The organism is Geodermatophilus sp. SYSU D01119, from assembly GCF_054049975.1.
The window spans coordinates 97615-114231 of record NZ_JBJGYL010000007.1; the positions used below are offsets into that span (position 1 = coordinate 97615).

Annotated in this window: 15 protein-coding genes; 7 read left to right on the plus strand and 8 right to left on the minus strand. The window is 76.7% G+C overall.

All coding sequences use genetic code 11. The features are described from left to right. The gene (locus ACI79X_RS07350) at nt 1-372 is read right to left on the minus strand and encodes a thioredoxin family protein (RefSeq protein WP_457024762.1); all 372 of its coding nucleotides are present in this window, start codon (nt 370-372) and stop codon (nt 1-3) included. Nucleotides 373-503: 131 nt separating this feature from the next. On the opposite strand from ACI79X_RS07350, the gene ACI79X_RS07355 reads away from it, so the two are divergent. Next, complete coding sequence (locus tag ACI79X_RS07355; protein WP_457024763.1) at nt 504-1808, plus strand: PP2C family protein-serine/threonine phosphatase; 1305 nt, start codon at nt 504-506, stop codon at nt 1806-1808. 22 nt (nt 1809-1830) lie between these two features. Here ACI79X_RS07355 and ACI79X_RS07360 read toward each other — a convergent pair whose 3' ends face one another. The 4 genes from ACI79X_RS07360 to ACI79X_RS07375 form a co-directional block, all read right to left on the minus strand. After that, nucleotides 1831-2646, minus strand: a complete 816-nt coding sequence (locus ACI79X_RS07360; protein ID WP_457024764.1) for an HDOD domain-containing protein — start codon at nt 2644-2646, stop codon at nt 1831-1833. Then, complete coding sequence (locus tag ACI79X_RS07365; RefSeq protein ID WP_457024765.1) at nt 2643-4697, minus strand: putative bifunctional diguanylate cyclase/phosphodiesterase; 2055 nt, start codon at nt 4695-4697, stop codon at nt 2643-2645. The genes ACI79X_RS07360 and ACI79X_RS07365 overlap by 4 nt, the downstream gene beginning before the upstream one ends. Nucleotides 4698-4841: 144 nt before the next feature. Next, nucleotides 4842-5699 carry a patatin-like phospholipase family protein gene (locus tag ACI79X_RS07370; protein ID WP_457024766.1) on the minus strand — a complete coding sequence of 286 codons (858 nt, stop codon included), beginning with the start codon at nt 5697-5699 and terminating at the stop codon, nt 4842-4844. A 1-nt stretch (nt 5700) separates the two neighbouring features. Continuing rightward, nucleotides 5701-6516 carry a mycofactocin-coupled SDR family oxidoreductase gene (locus ACI79X_RS07375; protein WP_457024767.1) on the minus strand — a complete coding sequence of 272 codons (816 nt, stop codon included), beginning with the start codon at nt 6514-6516 and terminating at the stop codon, nt 5701-5703. 81 nt (nt 6517-6597) lie between these two features. On the opposite strand from ACI79X_RS07375, the gene ACI79X_RS07380 reads away from it, so the two are divergent. The 4 genes from ACI79X_RS07380 to ACI79X_RS07395 all read left to right on the plus strand — a co-directional run bounded on the left by ACI79X_RS07380 (nt 6598) and on the right by ACI79X_RS07395 (nt 11720). After that, the gene (locus ACI79X_RS07380; protein ID WP_457024768.1) at nt 6598-7182 is read left to right on the plus strand and encodes a TetR family transcriptional regulator; all 585 of its coding nucleotides are present in this window, start codon (nt 6598-6600) and stop codon (nt 7180-7182) included. Further along, complete coding sequence (locus ACI79X_RS07385; protein ID WP_457024769.1) at nt 7179-9164, plus strand: alpha-amylase family protein; 1986 nt, start codon at nt 7179-7181, stop codon at nt 9162-9164. The genes ACI79X_RS07380 and ACI79X_RS07385 overlap by 4 nt, the downstream gene beginning before the upstream one ends. 19 nt (nt 9165-9183) lie before the next feature. Beyond that, nucleotides 9184-10125, plus strand: a complete 942-nt coding sequence (locus tag ACI79X_RS07390) for an alpha/beta hydrolase (RefSeq protein WP_457024855.1) — start codon at nt 9184-9186, stop codon at nt 10123-10125. A gap of 92 nt (nt 10126-10217) precedes the next feature. Next, nucleotides 10218-11720, plus strand: coding sequence for a diguanylate cyclase domain-containing protein (locus ACI79X_RS07395; RefSeq protein ID WP_457024770.1), 1503 nt, complete (start codon nt 10218-10220; stop codon nt 11718-11720). Nucleotides 11721-11760: 40 nt separating this feature from the next. Here ACI79X_RS07395 and ACI79X_RS07400 read toward each other — a convergent pair whose 3' ends face one another. Next, complete coding sequence (locus ACI79X_RS07400; protein ID WP_457024771.1) at nt 11761-12360, minus strand: hypothetical protein; 600 nt, start codon at nt 12358-12360, stop codon at nt 11761-11763. After that, a complete protein-coding gene (locus tag ACI79X_RS07405; RefSeq protein ID WP_457024772.1) occupies nt 12353-14047 on the minus strand; it encodes a PHP domain-containing protein in 1695 nt (564 codons plus the stop codon). The genes ACI79X_RS07400 and ACI79X_RS07405 overlap by 8 nt, the downstream gene beginning before the upstream one ends. 155 nt (nt 14048-14202) lie before the next feature. Here ACI79X_RS07405 and ACI79X_RS07410 point away from each other — a divergent pair, with 155 nt between their 5' ends. Beyond that, complete coding sequence (locus tag ACI79X_RS07410) at nt 14203-14910, plus strand: class I SAM-dependent methyltransferase (protein WP_457024773.1); 708 nt, start codon at nt 14203-14205, stop codon at nt 14908-14910. 134 nt (nt 14911-15044) lie between these two features. Here the strand turns inward: ACI79X_RS07410 and ACI79X_RS07415 are convergent, their stop codons facing one another. Then, nucleotides 15045-15881 carry an HpcH/HpaI aldolase/citrate lyase family protein gene (locus ACI79X_RS07415; protein WP_457024774.1) on the minus strand — a complete coding sequence of 279 codons (837 nt, stop codon included), beginning with the start codon at nt 15879-15881 and terminating at the stop codon, nt 15045-15047. A 130-nt stretch (nt 15882-16011) separates the two neighbouring features. Here ACI79X_RS07415 and ACI79X_RS07420 point away from each other — a divergent pair, with 130 nt between their 5' ends. Then, on the plus strand, nt 16012-16614 hold the full coding sequence (locus tag ACI79X_RS07420) for a TetR/AcrR family transcriptional regulator (RefSeq protein WP_457024775.1): 603 nt from the start codon (nt 16012-16014) through the stop codon (nt 16612-16614). Nucleotides 16615-16617 lie beyond the last annotated feature (3 nt).

Consider the following 16617-nt stretch of genomic DNA (forward strand, 5'->3'; position numbering starts at 1 on the left):
TCAGTGCCCCTGGTGCAGCGGCTCGGGGTACAGCGCGCGGACGGCGGGCATGTCGAGCGCGCGGATGGTGTCGACCAGCAGGTCGAGGGAGTCGGCCGGGAGCCAGCCGGGCTCGGCGAAGACCAGCACCCCGTCGCGGTAGACCATCAGGGTCGGCGCGGACCGCACCCCGAGGTCCGCCGTCAGCGCCTCCTCCGCCGAGGTGTCGACGGCGGCGAAGCGCAGGTCCGGGTGCCGGCCGGCGGCCGCGTCGAACACCGCGCTGAACGCCCGGCTGCTGCCCGACCGGTCCGTGCGGAAGTCGACCAGCACGATGCCGGCCCCGGCCACCGCGTCGGCGTAGCCGCCCGCGTCGAGCACCTCGGTGGTCATGGCGCACCTCCCGTCCGCGTCCAGTGTGGCCCGGCGGACGGCGCCGGGCACGATCTCGTTCCGGCCGGTGCGGGCTGCCGTACTCTCCGTACCCGGCACGTGGGGGGACCGCGGGCCGGGACGGAGCCTGGGTGAGGACACCGACCGACGACGGCGGAGCCGGCGTCGAGCGCGACCGGTTCCGCTACCTGGCCGAGGTCACCGAGTCCCTCACGCAGAGCCTGGACACCGGCACGACCGCCGACCAGCTCGCCCGCCTGGTGGTCCCGCGGCTGGCCGACTGGGCCACCGTCACGCTGCTCGCCGGCGACGGCGCCCCCAGCAGCTCGGCCCGCGCGCACCGCGACCCCGCCCTGCTCGACGCCGTCGACACCTACCTGGCCGGCCGGGTCACCGCCCCCCGCGACCAGGCCGCGCTCGCGACGGCGCTGCAGTCCGGCGAGCCGGTGCACCTCGCCGAACTCGAGCCCGACCTCGGCCCGGAGTCGCTGCCGGAGGGTCCGGTGCGCGCCGCGTGGGACCGCCTGGACCCGCGCTCGAGCCTGTTCGTCCCGCTGCAGGCGCGCGGCACCGGCTTCGGCGTCCTGTCCCTCGTGCGCTGCGGCGACCGCCCGCCGGCCGGGCCGGACGACGTCGCGCTCGCCGTCGAGGTCGCCCGGCGCGGCGGGCTGGCGCTGGACAACGCCCGCCTGTTCGGCCGGCAGCTGCGGGTGGCCGAGACGCTGCAGCACAGCCTGCTCACCCCGCCGCCGCAGCCCGACGGCCTCGAGGTCGCGGTCCGCTACCGCCCGGCGGTGTCGCAGGACCTGGTCGGCGGCGACTGGTACGACGCGTTCGGGCGCCCCGACGGCGCCACGGTGCTCGTCATCGGCGACGTCGTCGGCCACGGGGTGGAGGCCGCCGCCGCCATGGCCCAGCTGCGCAGCGCCGTGCGGACGCTGGCCTACGACTCCCCCGACGGTCCCGCCGGCACCCTCGACCGGGTCGACCGCGTGCTCGCCGGGCTGCACGTGGGCACGCTGGCCACCGCGCTGGTCGCCCACCTGCTCCCGCCGGACGGCGACCACCCGGGCCGGCTGCTGCGCTGGTCGTCGGCCGGTCACCTGCCGCCGCTGGTCCTCGGCGCGGACGACACCGTGCGGATGCTCACCACCGCGCCCGAGCGGCTGCTCGGCGCCGACGAGCCCCGCACCCGCCGCGACCACGAGGTGGAGCTGGGGCCCGGCGAGACGCTGGTCCTGTGCACCGACGGGCTGGTGGAGGTCGGCCGGCGGGGCATCGACGAGGGCCTGGCCGCGGTCGCCCGGGCGCTGACCGGGCTGTCCCGGCTGCCGGCCGACGCGCTGTGCGACCGGCTGCTCACCCGGGTCCTGCCCGACCGCACCGACGACGACGTCGCCGTGCTCGCCGTCCGCGTGCTCGGCGACGGGCGCTGACCGCCCGCCGACCGAGGCGGCCTCAGCCCAGCAGGGCCAGCCGCAGCTCCTCCGCCTCGGCCCGCACCCGGTCGACGACCAGCGCGAGCGGCTCCTCGCCGAGCAGCCCGCCGCACAGCCTCCCGACCGGCACGGGCCGGTGCGGCCGGCCCGACAGCCGGGCGGCCACCTCCGCGGCGACGCGCAGCAGCGCGCCCTCGGGGGCGGTGAGGTCGTCGGCGCACTCCAGGGCGGTCACCATCCGCGGTGGGAAGCCCCAGTGCCGCAGCGCCAGGGCGCTCAGCCGCTCGGCGTGCAGGCCGTAGCGGCGGGTCTCGGCGAGCCGGCGGGCGGGCGCGTCCTCCGCCTCCGCCGCCAGGGCGGGGCGGCCCTCCGGGTCCTCGTGGTGCAGGAGCGCGGCCCCGATCCGGGACAGCATGCCCAGGCAGAGGGCGTCGGGCGGGCGCTCGCCGAAGCGCGGGGCCAGCGAGGCCGCGGCCTGCGCGAGCTGGATGCTGGTGAGCCAGAAGTCCTCGGGCAGCGCGGACTCGTCGCCGAGGTCCGTGAGGGCGACGGTCGCCATCGTCCGCACGGTCATGAAGCCGACGACGGTGACGGCGAACTGCAGCGACGTCACCCGCCCGCGCATCCCGAAGTAGGCCGAGTTGGCCAGCTTCATCACCCGGCCGGCCAGCGCGACGTCGCCGGCGAGCAGGCGGGCGAGGTCGCGGGCGCCGGTGTCGTCGGCACTCGTCATGGCGACCAGCCGGGCGGCCACCGGGCGGCTGGTGGCGAGCGTGTCGATGCGGGCCAGGAGCCGGTCGACGTCGAGCGGGGCGGTGGGGTCGAGGACGGTCACCGGGACTCCCGTCGGGCGGCGAACCAGGCGCCGCAGTCGGCGCCGGTCATCGGGCGGGCGTGCAGGAAGCCCTGCAGGTGTGTGACGCCGAGCCGGGCCAGCTCGCCGGCCTGGTCGAGCGTCTCGACCCCCTCCGCGACCGTGCTCAGCCCGAGCGTCCGGGCGAGGCCGATGACCGCCGCGGCGATCGCGTCGCCACCCGTGGTGAGCTCGGCGACGAAGGAGCGGTCGACCTTGAGGCAGTCGACCGGCAGGTGCCGCAGGTAGGCCAGCGACGAGTAGCCGGTGCCGAAGTCGTCGATCGCGAGGTGGACGCCCAGGTCCCGCAGCCGCTGCAGGACCTCCCGGGCCGCCGCCGGGTCGGTCATGAGCGCGGACTCGGTGAGCTCGATCGACAGCCGCTCCGGGGCGAGCCCGTGCCGGGCGAGGGCCGCGGCGACGCGGCCGGACAGCGAGGCGTCGAGCTGCAGCGCGGACACGTTGACGTTGGCCCGGCGCGGGGCGGCCTCCCCCAGCTCGGCGTCCCACGCGGCCAGCTGCCGGCAGGTCTCGTCGAGCACGTGCAGGCCGAGCGCGGCGATGAGCCCGCTGGACTCCGCGAGCGGCACGAACTCCTCGGGGCTGACCGCCCCGCGCCGCGGGTGCACCCACCGGGCCAGCGACTCGACGCCGCTCGGCCGACCGTCCGCGGCCGAGAGGATCGGCTGGAACCACACCGCGATGCCGCCGGCGGAGATGGCGTCGCGCAGGTCGGCGACCAGGGCGAGCCGCTCGCGGGCGGCCACCCGGGCGCGCTCGTCGAGCACGGCCACCCGGCCCTTGCCGCCGGCCTTCGCCTGGTACATGGCGATGTCGCAGTCGCGGACGAGGTCGTCGGCGGTGACGTGCGCGCCGGTCTGCACGGTGACCCCGACGCTGGTGGTGGGCCGCACCTCCACGCCGCTGAGCCGCACGGGCAGCGCCACGGCCGCCACCAGCCGCTCGGCGAGCAGCACCGCCTCGGCCTCGTCCACGGACGTCGCCACCACCACGAACTCGTCGCCGCCGAAGCGGGCGACCAGGTCGCCGGGGCGGACGGCGGCGCGCAGCCGGTCCGCGACCTCGACCAGCAGCACGTCGCCGGCCGCGTGGCCGAGGGAGTCGTTGACCACCTTGAAGTCGTCGAGGTCGAGGAACAGACAGGCCAGACCGCCGGCACCCGGGGTGAAGTGCTCGGCGATCCAGCCGGAGAGCAGCGTGCGGTTGGGCAGGCCGGTGAGCGGGTCGTGGTTGGCCTGGTGGGCCAGCCGGGCCTCGAAGGCCAGCCGCTCGGTGACGTCCTCGAGCGTGGCGACGAAACCGGCGCCCACGCCGGGGGTGGTCACGTGCGACAGGCGCAGCACCGCCGTCCGCACGTCGCCGTCCGCGCGCACCACGCGCACGGAGGTGACGCCGTCGGCGCCCTCGAGGACGTCGGCGACCTGCTCGACGACGTCGTCGAGGTCGTCGGGGTGCAGGAAGTCCAGCCAGCCGACGCCGAGCAGCTCCTCGGGCCGCGCGCCGACGAGTGCGCTCATGGCCTCGTTGACGTGGGTGAGCCGCATGCCCTGCTCGCTGAGCAGGAGCGGCACCGGGGAGCGCTCGGTGACCGCGGCGAAGCGCCGCTCGTGGGCGTCGGCGGTCGCGCGCAGCGCCCGCTCGAGCTCGTCGGCGGTGGAGATGACGCGGATGGTCCAGCGGGTGCCGGAGGGCTCGGGCATGGCGACGACGACCGCCTCGACCTGCTCCCCCGTCGCCCGCTGCACCGGCGCGGTGAGCTGGGCGGTGCGCCCGGAGTGCAGCAGCGTGGCCAGCACGTCCGGGCCGACGCTCGGGAGGAACGACCGCAGGTCGTGCCCGCGCAGGTCCGCGGAGCGTGCGCCGAGCAGCCGGGCCGCGCCCTCGTTGGCCCAGCTGATGGGGAGCGCCCCGCTGCCGACCGCGTCGACGACGAGCAGCGCCGTCGCGTCGGCCGCGGTCGCGCTGTAGGACGGGGCGCCGCGCTCCGCCGTCGACAGTGGTCCTCCCGGCACGCCGCCACCTCCTCTCCGGGGGACGGCGCCGTCGCCGTCCGGTGTCCAGGTCCCCCGCGGTCCGTCGCGGGTGACCTGGACATCGGCAGCCGGGGCGCGCGCTGGAGTCGATCCAGCGACACCCCTCCCCGGAGGGGTGAGGCCTCAGCCCCAGAGGGCGGCGACCTCCGCCGCGACCCGGCCGGCCTGGTCGCGGCCGGCCCGGGCGGCGGGCGCACGGGTGGCCGGGTCGAGCGGGTTGGACCCGAACGCCGCCAGCGCCGCCTCGTCGGCGAGCACGAGGTGCGCCTGCCCGTCGCGGCGCAGCGTGGCCATCTCCTCGTCGAGCGAGGGGCCCAGCGGGCTGCCCGGGAAGCCGCCCATCGGCGCGACGACGAGCACCCGGTCGTGCCCGGCCGCGAGGTCGGCGTTCGTGGGCGAGCGGAGGCCGCCGTCCATGAACCGCCGGTCGCCGACGGTGATCGGCGGGTAGACGCCGGGCACCGCGCAGGACGCGGCGACGGCGTGGAGCAGGTCGAACCCGGTGCCGGCGTCGACGGCGAGGAACTCCCCGTCGGCGGTGTCGATCGTGGTGACCACCAGGCGCGCGGCGGGCCACCCCGGCGACCCGATCCGCCCGCCGATGACCGCGAGCCGCTCCTCCTCGGGCATGGTCTGCGCCCGCAGCGCCAGCGCGCCGATGCGCGCCCGCGCCTCCTGCTGGGAGGAGACGCCGGCGAGCGCCTCGGCCATCGCGGCGAAGAAGCCGGCGCCGTCGAAGTCGACGGCCCGCTCGGTCGCCGGCACGGGGCCGAGCTGGGCGGTGTAGGCCTCCTCGAGGTCGGCTCCCGTGCGCAGGAGCGTGCCCACGATCGAGCCGGCCGAGGTGCCCACCACGAGATCGGCGTCGCGGACGTCGACGCCGGCCGCGGCCAGCCCGGACAGCAGCCCGAGCTCCCACGCGATGCCGGCGATCCCGCCGCCGCCGAGGACCAGCGCCCTGCTGCCCGGGGAACCGCTCACCTCAGAACTCCGAGACGCCCGCGTCGACGGCCATCTCGTGCGCCGTGACGTACCGGGACTCGTCGGAGGCGAGGAAGAGGACGACGTCGGCGACGTCCTCGGGCTGCGTGATCTGCACCGGCAGCAGGTTGCTGAACATGGGCGCCAGTCTGGGGTCGCCGGCCATCGCGGCGCCCAGCGTGGCCTGCATGTCGCCCTCGCCCATGGGCGTCGCGACGCCGGTCGGGTGCAGGCTGTTGACCCGGATCGCGTGCTGCGCGAGCTCGGTGGCGAAGGCCTTGGCCATGCCGCGCACGGCCCACTTGCTGGTCGTGTAGTGGACCATGAACGGCTGCACCTTGAGGCCCGCCGCGGAGCTGACCAGCACGATCGAGCCGCCGCCGGCCGCGACCAGGTGCGGCGCGGTGGCCATCACGGTGTTCCAGACGCCGGTCACGTTGACGTCGAGGGTGTTCGCGAAGACTTCCGGGCCCACCTGGTCCCAGGCCCGCGGACTGCAGATGCCGGCGTTGGCGACCACGACGTCGAGCCGGCCGAGCTCGGCCACGCCCCGGTCGGTGGCCGCGCGCAGCCCGTCGAGGTCGCGGACGTCCACGACCGCCGACACCGCCCGCCGGTCCAGCGCCTCCACCCGGCGCACCGTCTCGGCCAGGTCCTCCTCGGTGGCCGACGGGTAGCTGACGTCGGGCAGCGGCCCGCACACGTCCACCACCACGACGTCGGCGCCCTCCGCGGCCAGCCGCACGGCGTGTGCCCGTCCCTGCCCGCGCGCCGCGCCGGTCACCAGCGCCACCTTGCCCTCGACCCGTCCCGCCACGTCGTCCCCTCCGCTCACCGATGTGCCGCGCGTCACGCTAGGCAGCGCTTGCACTCAGTGCAAGGCCCTAGGGTCGACGCCGTGACGCAGGCCCGGCAGACCTCCCGGCTGGCCACGTGGCGGGCGCTGCGCGAGGCGACGCTGCGGCTGGTGGCCGAGCACGGGTTCGCGGCGGTGAGCGTCGACGACGTCGCGGCCGCGGCCGGCACCTCGCGGCGGACGTTCTTCAACTACTTCCCCACCAAGGCCGCCGCCCTGTTCGACCCCGACCCCGAGTTCGCCGGGCAGCTGGCCCGGCTGACCGCGGAGGCGCCGGAGACCGACGACGTGTGGGCCGACCTGCGCGCGGTCTGCGCCCAGGTGGTGCGCTCGGGCCCGCACGACGCGCTGCACGTCTACCGCCGGGTGGCCGGCTCCGGCGAGCCCGGCGACTACCCGGTCGAGGTGCACCGGCACGTGCAGGCGGCGCTCGAGGCCTGGGCCGCCCGCCGGCTCCCCGGCGACGAGCTGGCGCCGCGCCTGCTGGCGGCCACGGCCGGCGGCGCGCTCGCGGCGGCCTTCCGCACCTGGGACCCGGACACGCCGGCCGAGGAGTTCGCCCGCCTCGCCGACGAGGCCCTCGCCCGGGTGCACGTGCGCGCCGGACGCGCTACGGAGGACACATGAGCGGGGGCGCGACGCGCAGTGGGTTCCGGGACGGACTGCCGGACGGGTTCGCCGGGGAGGTGACCGCCGCGCTGGGCGCGGACGAGGGCGACGCCTTCCTCACCCGGGTGGCGCTCGCCCTGCCCGACGCCACCGCCGCGCTGGCCGGGCTCTACGGCGACCGCGCCGGCGAGGTCCTGGCCCGCGGGCTGCGCACCGCCCTGGCCGCCGCCGCCGACCGGCCCGCGCCGCTGCGGCGGATCGACCGCCGCCGCGAGATCGACCCCGGCTGGTTCCAGTCCCCCGGAGTGCAGGGCTACGTCTGCTACGTCGACCGGTTCTGCGGCACCCTGCGCGAGCTGCCCGCCCGGCTCGACCACCTGCAGCGCCTGGGCACCACCTACCTGCACCTCATGCCGCTGCTGCGCCCGCGGGAGGGCGAGAACGACGGCGGCTACGCGGTGGCCGACTACCGGGCCGTCGACCCGCGGCTGGGCACGATGGCCGACCTCGAGGCGGTCGCCGCCGCGCTGCACGGGCGCGGCATGAGCCTGTGCATCGACCTGGTGCTCAACCACACCGCCCGGGAGCACCCGTGGGCGCGGGGCTGGCTGGCCGGCGACCCCGGGTACGCCGGCTTCTACACCGCCTACCCCGACCGCGCGGAGCCCGACGCCTGGGACGCGACCATCCCCGAGGTCTTCCCCGACCGGGCGCCGGGCTCGTTCAGCTGGGTGCCCGAGGCGCTCGGCGGCGCGGGCGGCTGGGTGTGGACGACGTTCTGGCCCTACCAGTGGGACCTCGACTACACGAACCCCGAGGTGACGCTCGCGGTGCTCGGCGAGATCACCTGGCTGGCCAACCGCGGCGTCGACGTCTTCCGGATGGACGCCGTCCCGTTCATGTGGAAGCGGCGGGGCACCGACTGCCAGAACCAGCCCGAGGCGCACCTGCTGCTGCAGGTGCTGCACGCGCTCACCCGGCTGGCCGCGCCGGGCGTGGTGTTCAAGGCCGAGGCGATCGTCGCGCCCGACGACCTGGTGCGCTACCTCGGCGCCCACGAGCGCGAGCGGCCCGAGTGCGAGCTGGCCTACCACAACCAGCTCATGGTGCTGCTGTGGAGCAGCCTGGCCACCGGCGACGTGCGGCTGGCGCGGCAGTCGCTGGGCCGGATGCGCCCGATCCCCCGCTCGACGACCTGGTGCACCTACGTGCGGGGACACGACGACATCGGCTGGGCGGTCACCGACACCGACGCCGCGGCGGTCGGCCTGGACGGGTTCGCCCACCGCCGGTTCCTCAACGACTTCTACGCCGGCCGCTTCCCCGGGTCCTTCGCCCGCGGCGCGCTGTTCCAGGAGAACGAGGCCACCGGCGACGCGCGGATCTCCGGCACCACCGCCTCGCTGTGCGGCATCGAGGACGCCCTCGAGCGCGGCGACGACGCGGCCCTCGACGCCGGGATCCGCCGGCTGGTGCTGCTGTACGCGGTCACCTACGGCTTCGGCGGCATCCCGCTGCTCTTCTCCGGCGACGAGCTGGCGCAGCGCAACGACCCCGGCTACCTCGCCGACCCCGCGCTCGCCCCGGACAACCGCTGGATGCACCGGCCGCCGCTGGACTGGGCCGCCGCCGGGCGCGCCACCGACCCCGCCACCGACCCCGCCACCGTGGAGGGTCGCGTGTGCGCCGCCCTGCGGGCGCTCGGCGAGGCCCGCCGGTCGCTGCCGGCGCTCACCGGCGACGTCGGGGCCGAGCCGCTCGACGCCGGCAGCGACGCCGTCCTGGTGTGGCGCCGCCGGCACCCGCGGCACGGCACCTTCGTCGGGGTGGCCAACGTGGCCGCCACCCCGGCGTCCGTCGACGCCGACACCGTCACCGGCCTCGGCACCTTCGCCCAGGTGCAGGGCAGCGACGGCGCGCTGCCGGTGGCCGACGGCCGGGTCGTCGTGCCCGGGTACGGGTTCGCCTGGTTCGCCGAGGACCGGGCCGGAGGACACTGAGGAGGAGCACGTGGCGCGGATGGACCTGCGGGTGCGGGTGTTGGGCCGGCTGCTGGGCCGGATGTCGGTCTCGTCGATGGACGAGGAGCGGATCCGCCGGGCCCAGGCGCAGCGGATCCCGCACAACCCGGTCACCGACGCGCTGCTCGGCGGGGTGGCCCGCGGGGTGCGGCTCAGCGACGGCACGGCCCGCGGCGAGGTCGGCGACGTGCCGGTGCGCACCTACCGGCCGGCGGGGGCGGACGGCCCGCTGCCGCTGGTCGTGAACTTCCACGGCGGCGGCTGGACGCTCGGCAACCTCGACTCCGCCGACTGGCTGTGCAGCTCCGTGGCGGCCTCCGTGGGCGCCGTCGTCGTGTCGGTCGACTACCGGCTGGCGCCCGGCCACCGCTGGCCCGCCGCGGCGGAGGACTGCTACGCCGCGCTGGTCGACGTCGTCGCGCGCGCGGGCGAGTTCGGCGCCGACCCGGAACGGGTGGCGGTCATGGGCGACAGCGCGGGCGGCAACCTCGCTGCCGTCGTGTGCCTCATGGCGCGGGACCGCTCGGGTCCGCGGATCGCCCACCAGGGGCTGGTCTACCCCTCGGTCGACCTGACGATGAGCAGCCCCTCGATCGACGAGAACGCCTCCGCGCCGATCCTGACGAAGGCCGACTGCCTGGCCTTCCGCGACCACTACCTCGGCGGGCAGGACCCCACCGACCCCTACGCTTCCCCGCTGTTCGCCCCCGACCACACCGGCCTCCCGCCGGCGCTGGTCCAGGTGGCCGAGCACGACCCCATCCGCGACGACGGCGCCCGCTACACCGCGGTGCTGCGCGCGGCCGGGGTGCCGGTGCGGCACACCGAGTACGTGGGCATGCCGCACGGCTTCCTCGCCTTCCCGCGGCTGTGCCGGTCGGCGCCCCAGGCGCTGGCCGAGCTGTGCGCGGAGCAGACGGCGGCGCTCGCCGCAGGCTGAGCCGTCCGGCCCCTCACCCCGACGGGTCATCTCCCCGGCGCCGCCGCGCGCCGATGACAGGAGGAGACCGCCGTCGACGAGAGGAGCACGAGGTGGCCCGCACCGGCCCGGCGTCCCGGCACCTGGGGGCGCTGCTCGTCGCCGTCTGCGCGGCGGGCGTGCTCGCCACCGCCGTGCTCCCCTCCTCCGCCGCGACCCTGGTCTCCGACGTCACGCAGGCGCTGGCCGCGGCCGCCGCCGCGGCGGCCACCGGCCGGCACGCCGCCGCGTCGGCCGGGCTGCGGATGCGCGCGGCGTGGTGGCTGCTCGCCGCGGCCTGCGGGTCGTGGTCGGCGGGCCAGGCGTACTGGACGGTGCTCTCCGCCCGCGGCGGGTCGCCGTTCCCCTCGCTGGCCGACGTCGGGTTCCTCGGCTTCGCCGTGTGCTCGGTGCTCGCGCTCGTGGTCCACCCCGCGGGCGGCGGGCGCACCGGCCGGTGGCAGCGCTGCCTCGACGCGGTGATGACCACCGGCGCCGTCGGCCTGGTCAGCTGGCAGACCGCGCTCGGCGCGGTGCTGCGCGAGGACACCGGCCACGACGTCGCCGCACGCCTGCTGCTGGCCGCCTACCCGGTCGCCGACGTCGCCCTCGTGGTGCTCGCCGTGCTGCTCGTCACCCGCACCGCCGGCGACCGCCGCCCGCTCAACCTCGTCGCCGCCGGCGTCACCGCGATGGCGGTCGCCGACAGCGCCTTCACCTACCTCGCCGCCACCAGCGCCTACGACGGCGGCACCGCCGACGCCGGCTGGACCCTGGCCTTCGTGCTGCTCGCGGTGGCGGGCCTGTGCCGCCCGGCCACCGCCGCCGGTGCCGGGCCCGCCGGGCAGGCGGCCCGCCGGACCAGCGCCGCGGCGTCGCTGCTGCCCTACGTCCCGGTCACCGTCGCCCTCGGCACCGCCCTCGTCCGGAGCCTCTCCGGCGCCGCCCTGACGCGGGGCGAGGAGCTCGTGGCCGCCCTGGTCGTCGCCGCCCTGCTCGCCCGTCAGTACGGCACCGTGCGCGAGAACGTGCGCCTCGCCGACGACCTGGCCGCCCGCGAGGCGCAGCTGCGCCGGCTGGCCTTCTCCGACCCGCTGACCGGCCTGGCCAACCGCGCGCTGTTCCTCGACCGGCTCGAGCACGCCCTCACGCTGCACGCCCGCGACATGCGACCGGTCGCCGTCGTCTTCCTCGACCTCGACGACTTCAAGGCCGTCAACGACACCCTCGGGCACGCGGCCGGCGACGAGCTGCTGCAGCGGGTGGCCGAGAGGCTCACGGGCTCGCTGCGCGCCGGCGACACCGTGGCCCGCCTCGGCGGCGACGAGTTCGCCGTCGTGCTGGAGGACGGCGGCGACGCCGGCGAGGCCGCCTCCCGGGTCGCCGCCGCGATGGCCCTGCCCTTCCCCGTCGCCGGCACGCTCCGGCCGGTGGGTGCCAGCACCGGCGTGGTCGCGCTCGGGCCGGAGGACACCGCCGCCGGCGCCGACGAGCTCATGGCCCGCGCGGACGCGGCGATGTACGCCGCGAAGCGCGCGGGCAAGGGCCGCGTCGTCCACCACGGCGCGCCCGCCTGATCTCCCCGGCGGTCGGTGGCCGGCGGACGGTGCCCGGCGGTCAGTGGTCGGCGCAGCACTCCCGCTGCACCGGCGGCTCGAACGGGCAGACCTCGCGGTCGTCCCAGGCGTTGACCACGAGGACGAGGACGCCGTCGCGGAACTCCGGGCGGACGTGACCGCGGGTCCGCAGCACCAGCGCGGGGTCGTCGGCCACGCCGAGCAGGTGCACGGCCTCGACGGCGCAGCGCGCGGTCAGCTCGGCCAGCGGGAACCGGTCGGGCAGGCCGTCCTGGCCGGGGAAGCGGACCAGCCGCCCCGACGTCCGCGCGCGGTGCGCCCGCGCGACGCCCGCCGCGTGCGCCGCGTGCGCGGGGTCGCCGAGCACGGCGTCGTCCCCGTCCCCCGACAGCACGACCGCGCCCCCGGGACCGGCCCAGGCGGCCACCGCGCCGGCGAGCCCGGCCACCGCCGGGACCCGCAGCGACCCGGCGTGGTGGCCCGTGCCGTCCGCGCGGACGACGTGGGTCGCGACCTCGGTGGCGCCGACCCGCCGGCCGAGGTCGAGCAGCCGGTGCTCGACCTCGGCCAGCGCGGCCGGCGACGCGCCGGTGTCGCCGCAGACGGCGACCCAGCGGTCCCCGGAGGGGGTGTCAGCCAACGGAGACGAACACCGGGTTCGAGTAGAACCAGAGGTCGGTCCACGGGTCGCTGTTGCCCACCGGGTCCTGCCGCGGCTCGATGGTGCCGGGCGCGGAGAAGTTGCCGTCGGTCCCCCGCAGCCGCAGGAAGAACGGCCGGTCGACCCGCCGGAACACGTGGTTGAGCACGACCTGGCCGTTGCCGCGCACCTCGAAGGACTGGGCGACGCGGGTCCCCGGGGCGGTCTGCGTGTCCCGGTCGGCCACCGGGCCCGTGATGGGGCCGGTGATCAGGTCGACCCGGCGCAGCCGCGGTACGTCGCCGTGGGCGTTGGGCTGGCGGCGCTGGGTGATCCGGATCTGCACGTGCACGTTCTCGCCGCGGCCGATCCGCACCTGCTCGCCGAGGGTGGCCGGCGCGTCGCCGCCGCCGTCGCCGCGGACGCTGACCTCGAGACCGTCGATGAGGTCACCGTGGACGACGAAGGCACGCCCGGCCCGCAGGCCGTCCATGACCGCGCCGTGGTCGCGGCTGCCCGCCCCGACCCAGGTGCGCGAGTAGTAGCCGGGGAAGAAGTCGCCGCGGTCGACGAGCGGGGTGCCGCCGTCCACCGGGTCGCCGTAGCGGCCGTTGGCGGTGAAGTACGCCGAGTTGTCCTGCCCGGCGGGGCGGACGAGCTGGTCACGGTAGACCGAGTGGGAGTCGGAGTTGGCGGTGATCCACCACGGCCTGCCCTCGGCGAGCAGCGAGTCCCAGACGCCGCCGAGCTTCGCCGTCATCCAGTCGAAGCCGCCGAAGGTCCGGTAGGACTCGTCGGGGTAGCCGGGGAAGCTGTCGGCCCGGCGGCTGTTGCCGTAGTAGCCGCGTGCCTCCCCCGGGCCCTCCGGCGCCGGGATCCCGGCGGCCTGGTGGCCGGGCGCGCCCTCCATGCCGATCGCGACCCGCGGATCGGCGTCGCGCCAGGCGCGGATCTCGTGCGGCGAGTCGATGCCGTTGCGCGCCGGGTGGTTGGCGAGGAACAGCGCGTTGGAGGTGCGGCGGTCGGTCATCTGCCGGCCGAGCCACTGGATACCGGCCACCGCGCGGTCCTCGGTCACGTTGCCCAGCGAGCCGTCGAACTGCTGCTCGAACTCGCGCAGGACGGCGACCTCGTTGGCGTTCGGCACGACGAAGACGGTGCCGTGCTCGGCGGCGGGGATGTTCCACTCCAGGCCCTGGAACACCAGCATGTCCCGGTAGGCCTGGCGGGCCGCGACGATGTCGGGGTTGACCAGGTCGACGCCGAGGCGCGCGTGCGTGGCCGAGCCGTGGTCGGTGATGACCAGCCAGTTCACCCCGTTGCGGCGGGCCTGCTCCACCTGCTGGCGCACGGTGTAGAGGCCGTCGGAGCTGTACTGCGTGTGGATGTGGTGGTCGCCGTTGAGCCACGTGTAGGAGCCGCCGCCCCCGCCGCCCGGGCGGGGGGCGGCCTGCGCGACGCGCGGCGTGCCGGCCACCGTGGCGCCGACGGCGAGGCCGAGGACGCCGGCCGCCTGCAGGAACCGGCGCCGGGAGAGGTCGACCGGCGAGAGGTCCGCGTCGGGGACCGAGGTGTCGCTGTACGGCGTCCAGGCGGCCTCGTGGTCGTGCGCGCGGCCGTGGCCGTGCGGGTGCTCGTGCGGGTGACCGTGGTGGTGGTGGTGGTGGTGGTGGTGCGGACCGGACACGTCTCTCCTCGGGGCGGAGCGGGCCGGCCGCCGATCGGGGTCCGGCATCCACCGATCGTCGGCAGCGAGGTGACCTGCTGATGACCTCCCGGTGACGCTGCGCGGTGGGCGGGGTGAGGTCTGCGGGTCATCCGGGGGGCTGACAGGCTGTTCCGGTGACCGACCTCCAGCACCGCGACGGCCGGCGGACCGAAGCGGTCCGCACCTACCGCGGGCACGGCATCCACGCCGCGCCCGGGGTGCACGAGTACGCCGCCGCGCAGGTGCGTGCCGCCCTGCCCGGCGGCGGCCGGGTGCTCGAGGTCGGCTCGGGCTGCGGGGCGCTGGCGCTGCGGCTGCGCGACGCCGGGATCGACGTCGTCCCCACCGACCTCGACCCGCCGCACGACTGGATCGCCCGGCTCGACCTCGACGACCCCGAGTGGACCGACGACACCCGCGGCCCGTTCGACCTCGTCGTCTGCGTGGAGACCCTCGAGCACGTGGAGAACCCGCGGCAGGTGCTGCGCTCGATCCGCGCGCTGCTGCGCCCCGGCGGACGGCTGCTGGTGAGCACGCCGAACGTCACGCACCCGCACTCGCGGCTGCTCACCCTGCTCCGCGGAGCCCCGTACATCTTCGGGCCGCGGCACTACGACTCCCCCGGGCACATCACGCTGCTGCCGGACTGGATGCTCACCCGCCACCTGGAGCGGGCGGGCTTCGGCTCGCTCGAGGTGACCACGGCCGGCGACACCCTCTACACCGGCCCGATGCGGATCGCCTACCGGGTGGAGATGGCGCTGCTGTGGCTGCTCGGCATCCGCCAGCGCGCCACCTCCGGCGACGGCGTCTGCACGTTCGTCACCGCCACCGCCGTCTAGCGGCCGCTCCCGCGGGTGACGTGCACCTGCGGCGCGTCCCGGGCTCGGATCGCGCCGGGAGCGCACATCGCCCCGCGACGGCGACGCGCTCGCCCTGCGGTCCTCCCGGATTACGGGAGGACCGCAGGTGCGGGTCAGCTGGGCTGGACCCCGAAGGTGGCGGCCAGCCGCTCGATCTTGCGGGCCCGGCCGAGGCGGGGCAGGTCGCTGCCGTCGCGGATGACCTGGCCGCGCGCCTCGAAGTCGGCGAGGAAGTCCAGGGCCCAGGCGACGTCCGACGGCGCGGGGCTGATGACCTCGTTGATGACCGGCGCCTGGTCGGGGTCCAGGCACAGCTTGCCGGTGAGGCCGAGGGACACGGTGACGGCGGACTGCTCGCGCAGCACCGGGTGGCTGGTGCTCACCGTGGGGCCGTCGATCGGGCCGGGCAGCCCGCCGATCCGGCTGGCCACGACGAGGCGGGAGCGGGGGTAGGCCATCGCCAGGTCGTCGGCGCTGGTGCCGGTGTCGCGGCGGTAGTCGCCGCTGCCGAAGGCGAGCCGGAAGGCGCCGCGGGCGCGGGCGATGCTCACCGCCTCCTCGATGCCCAGCGCCGACTCGACGAGCGCGAGCACCGGGGTGGAGCCGCCGAGCCGGTCGAAGGTCTCGGTGACGTGCTCGCCGGCCTCGGTCTTGGCCAGCATCACGCCGGCCAGGCCGGGCAGGCCGGCCAGCGCGGCGACGTCGTGCTCCCACCAGGGCGTCGAGTGGTCGTTGATGCGCACCCACGCCGAGCGGTCGGCGTCGCCGAGCCACTCGACGACGCCGGCGCGCGCCTCGTCCTTGTGGGCCGGGTCCACGGCGTCCTCGATGTCGAGGACCACCTGGTCGGCGCGCGAGGCGTACCGCTCGTCGAACAGCTCGGGGCGCGCCCCGTTGACCAGCAGCCACGAACGCGCGTCCGCGGGGCCGACCCTCCTGCGTGTCGTCATGACGTCATCCTCCCGTCCGCGGCCGCGAGGACCGAGCCGACTCCCGGCCAGCGGGACGTGACACACCCCACCCGACCGGATCGGACGGTCGACCGACCGAATCGGTCGGTCGCGCGTACCGTGCGGAGGCGTGGCACGACCGTTCCGGCAGCAGATCGACGAGGGCATCCTCGACCGCGCCGCCGGCCTGTTCGCCCGCCGCGGCTACGCCAAGACCTCGCTGCAGGACGTCGCGGACGCCGTCGGGCTGTCGAAGGCCGGCCTGCTGCACCACTTCCCCAGCAAGGACGCCCTGCACGAGGCGGTGCTCGCGCACGCCGACGCGCTCGGCCGGCGGGTGCTCGAGGCCGTCCGGCCCCTGCCCGCGGGCCCCGCCCGCGACCGGCGGGCGATCGAGGTCCTCGTCGACGTCGCCCTCGGCCACCCGGGCTTCGTGGCCATGCTGCTCGCCCCGGTGACCGAGCTCCCCGACGGCGGCGCGCACGAGCCCGGCGGCCCCGAGACCGCGGTCTTCGAGTGCTTCGGCGTCGACCCCCACGACGAGGACGCCGACCCCGAGCGGCTCGTGCGCGTGCTCGGCGCCGTCGCCGCGCTCGCCGTCCTCACCCTCGCCGCCCACGAGGCGGAGCAGACCAGCGCGTGGCGGCCCCTCGTGGTCGCCACGTGCCTCGACGCGCTGGGACACCGCCGTCCCCGCGCGGTCCCTTCCCACCCCCACCAGGCGGAGGCCTGATCC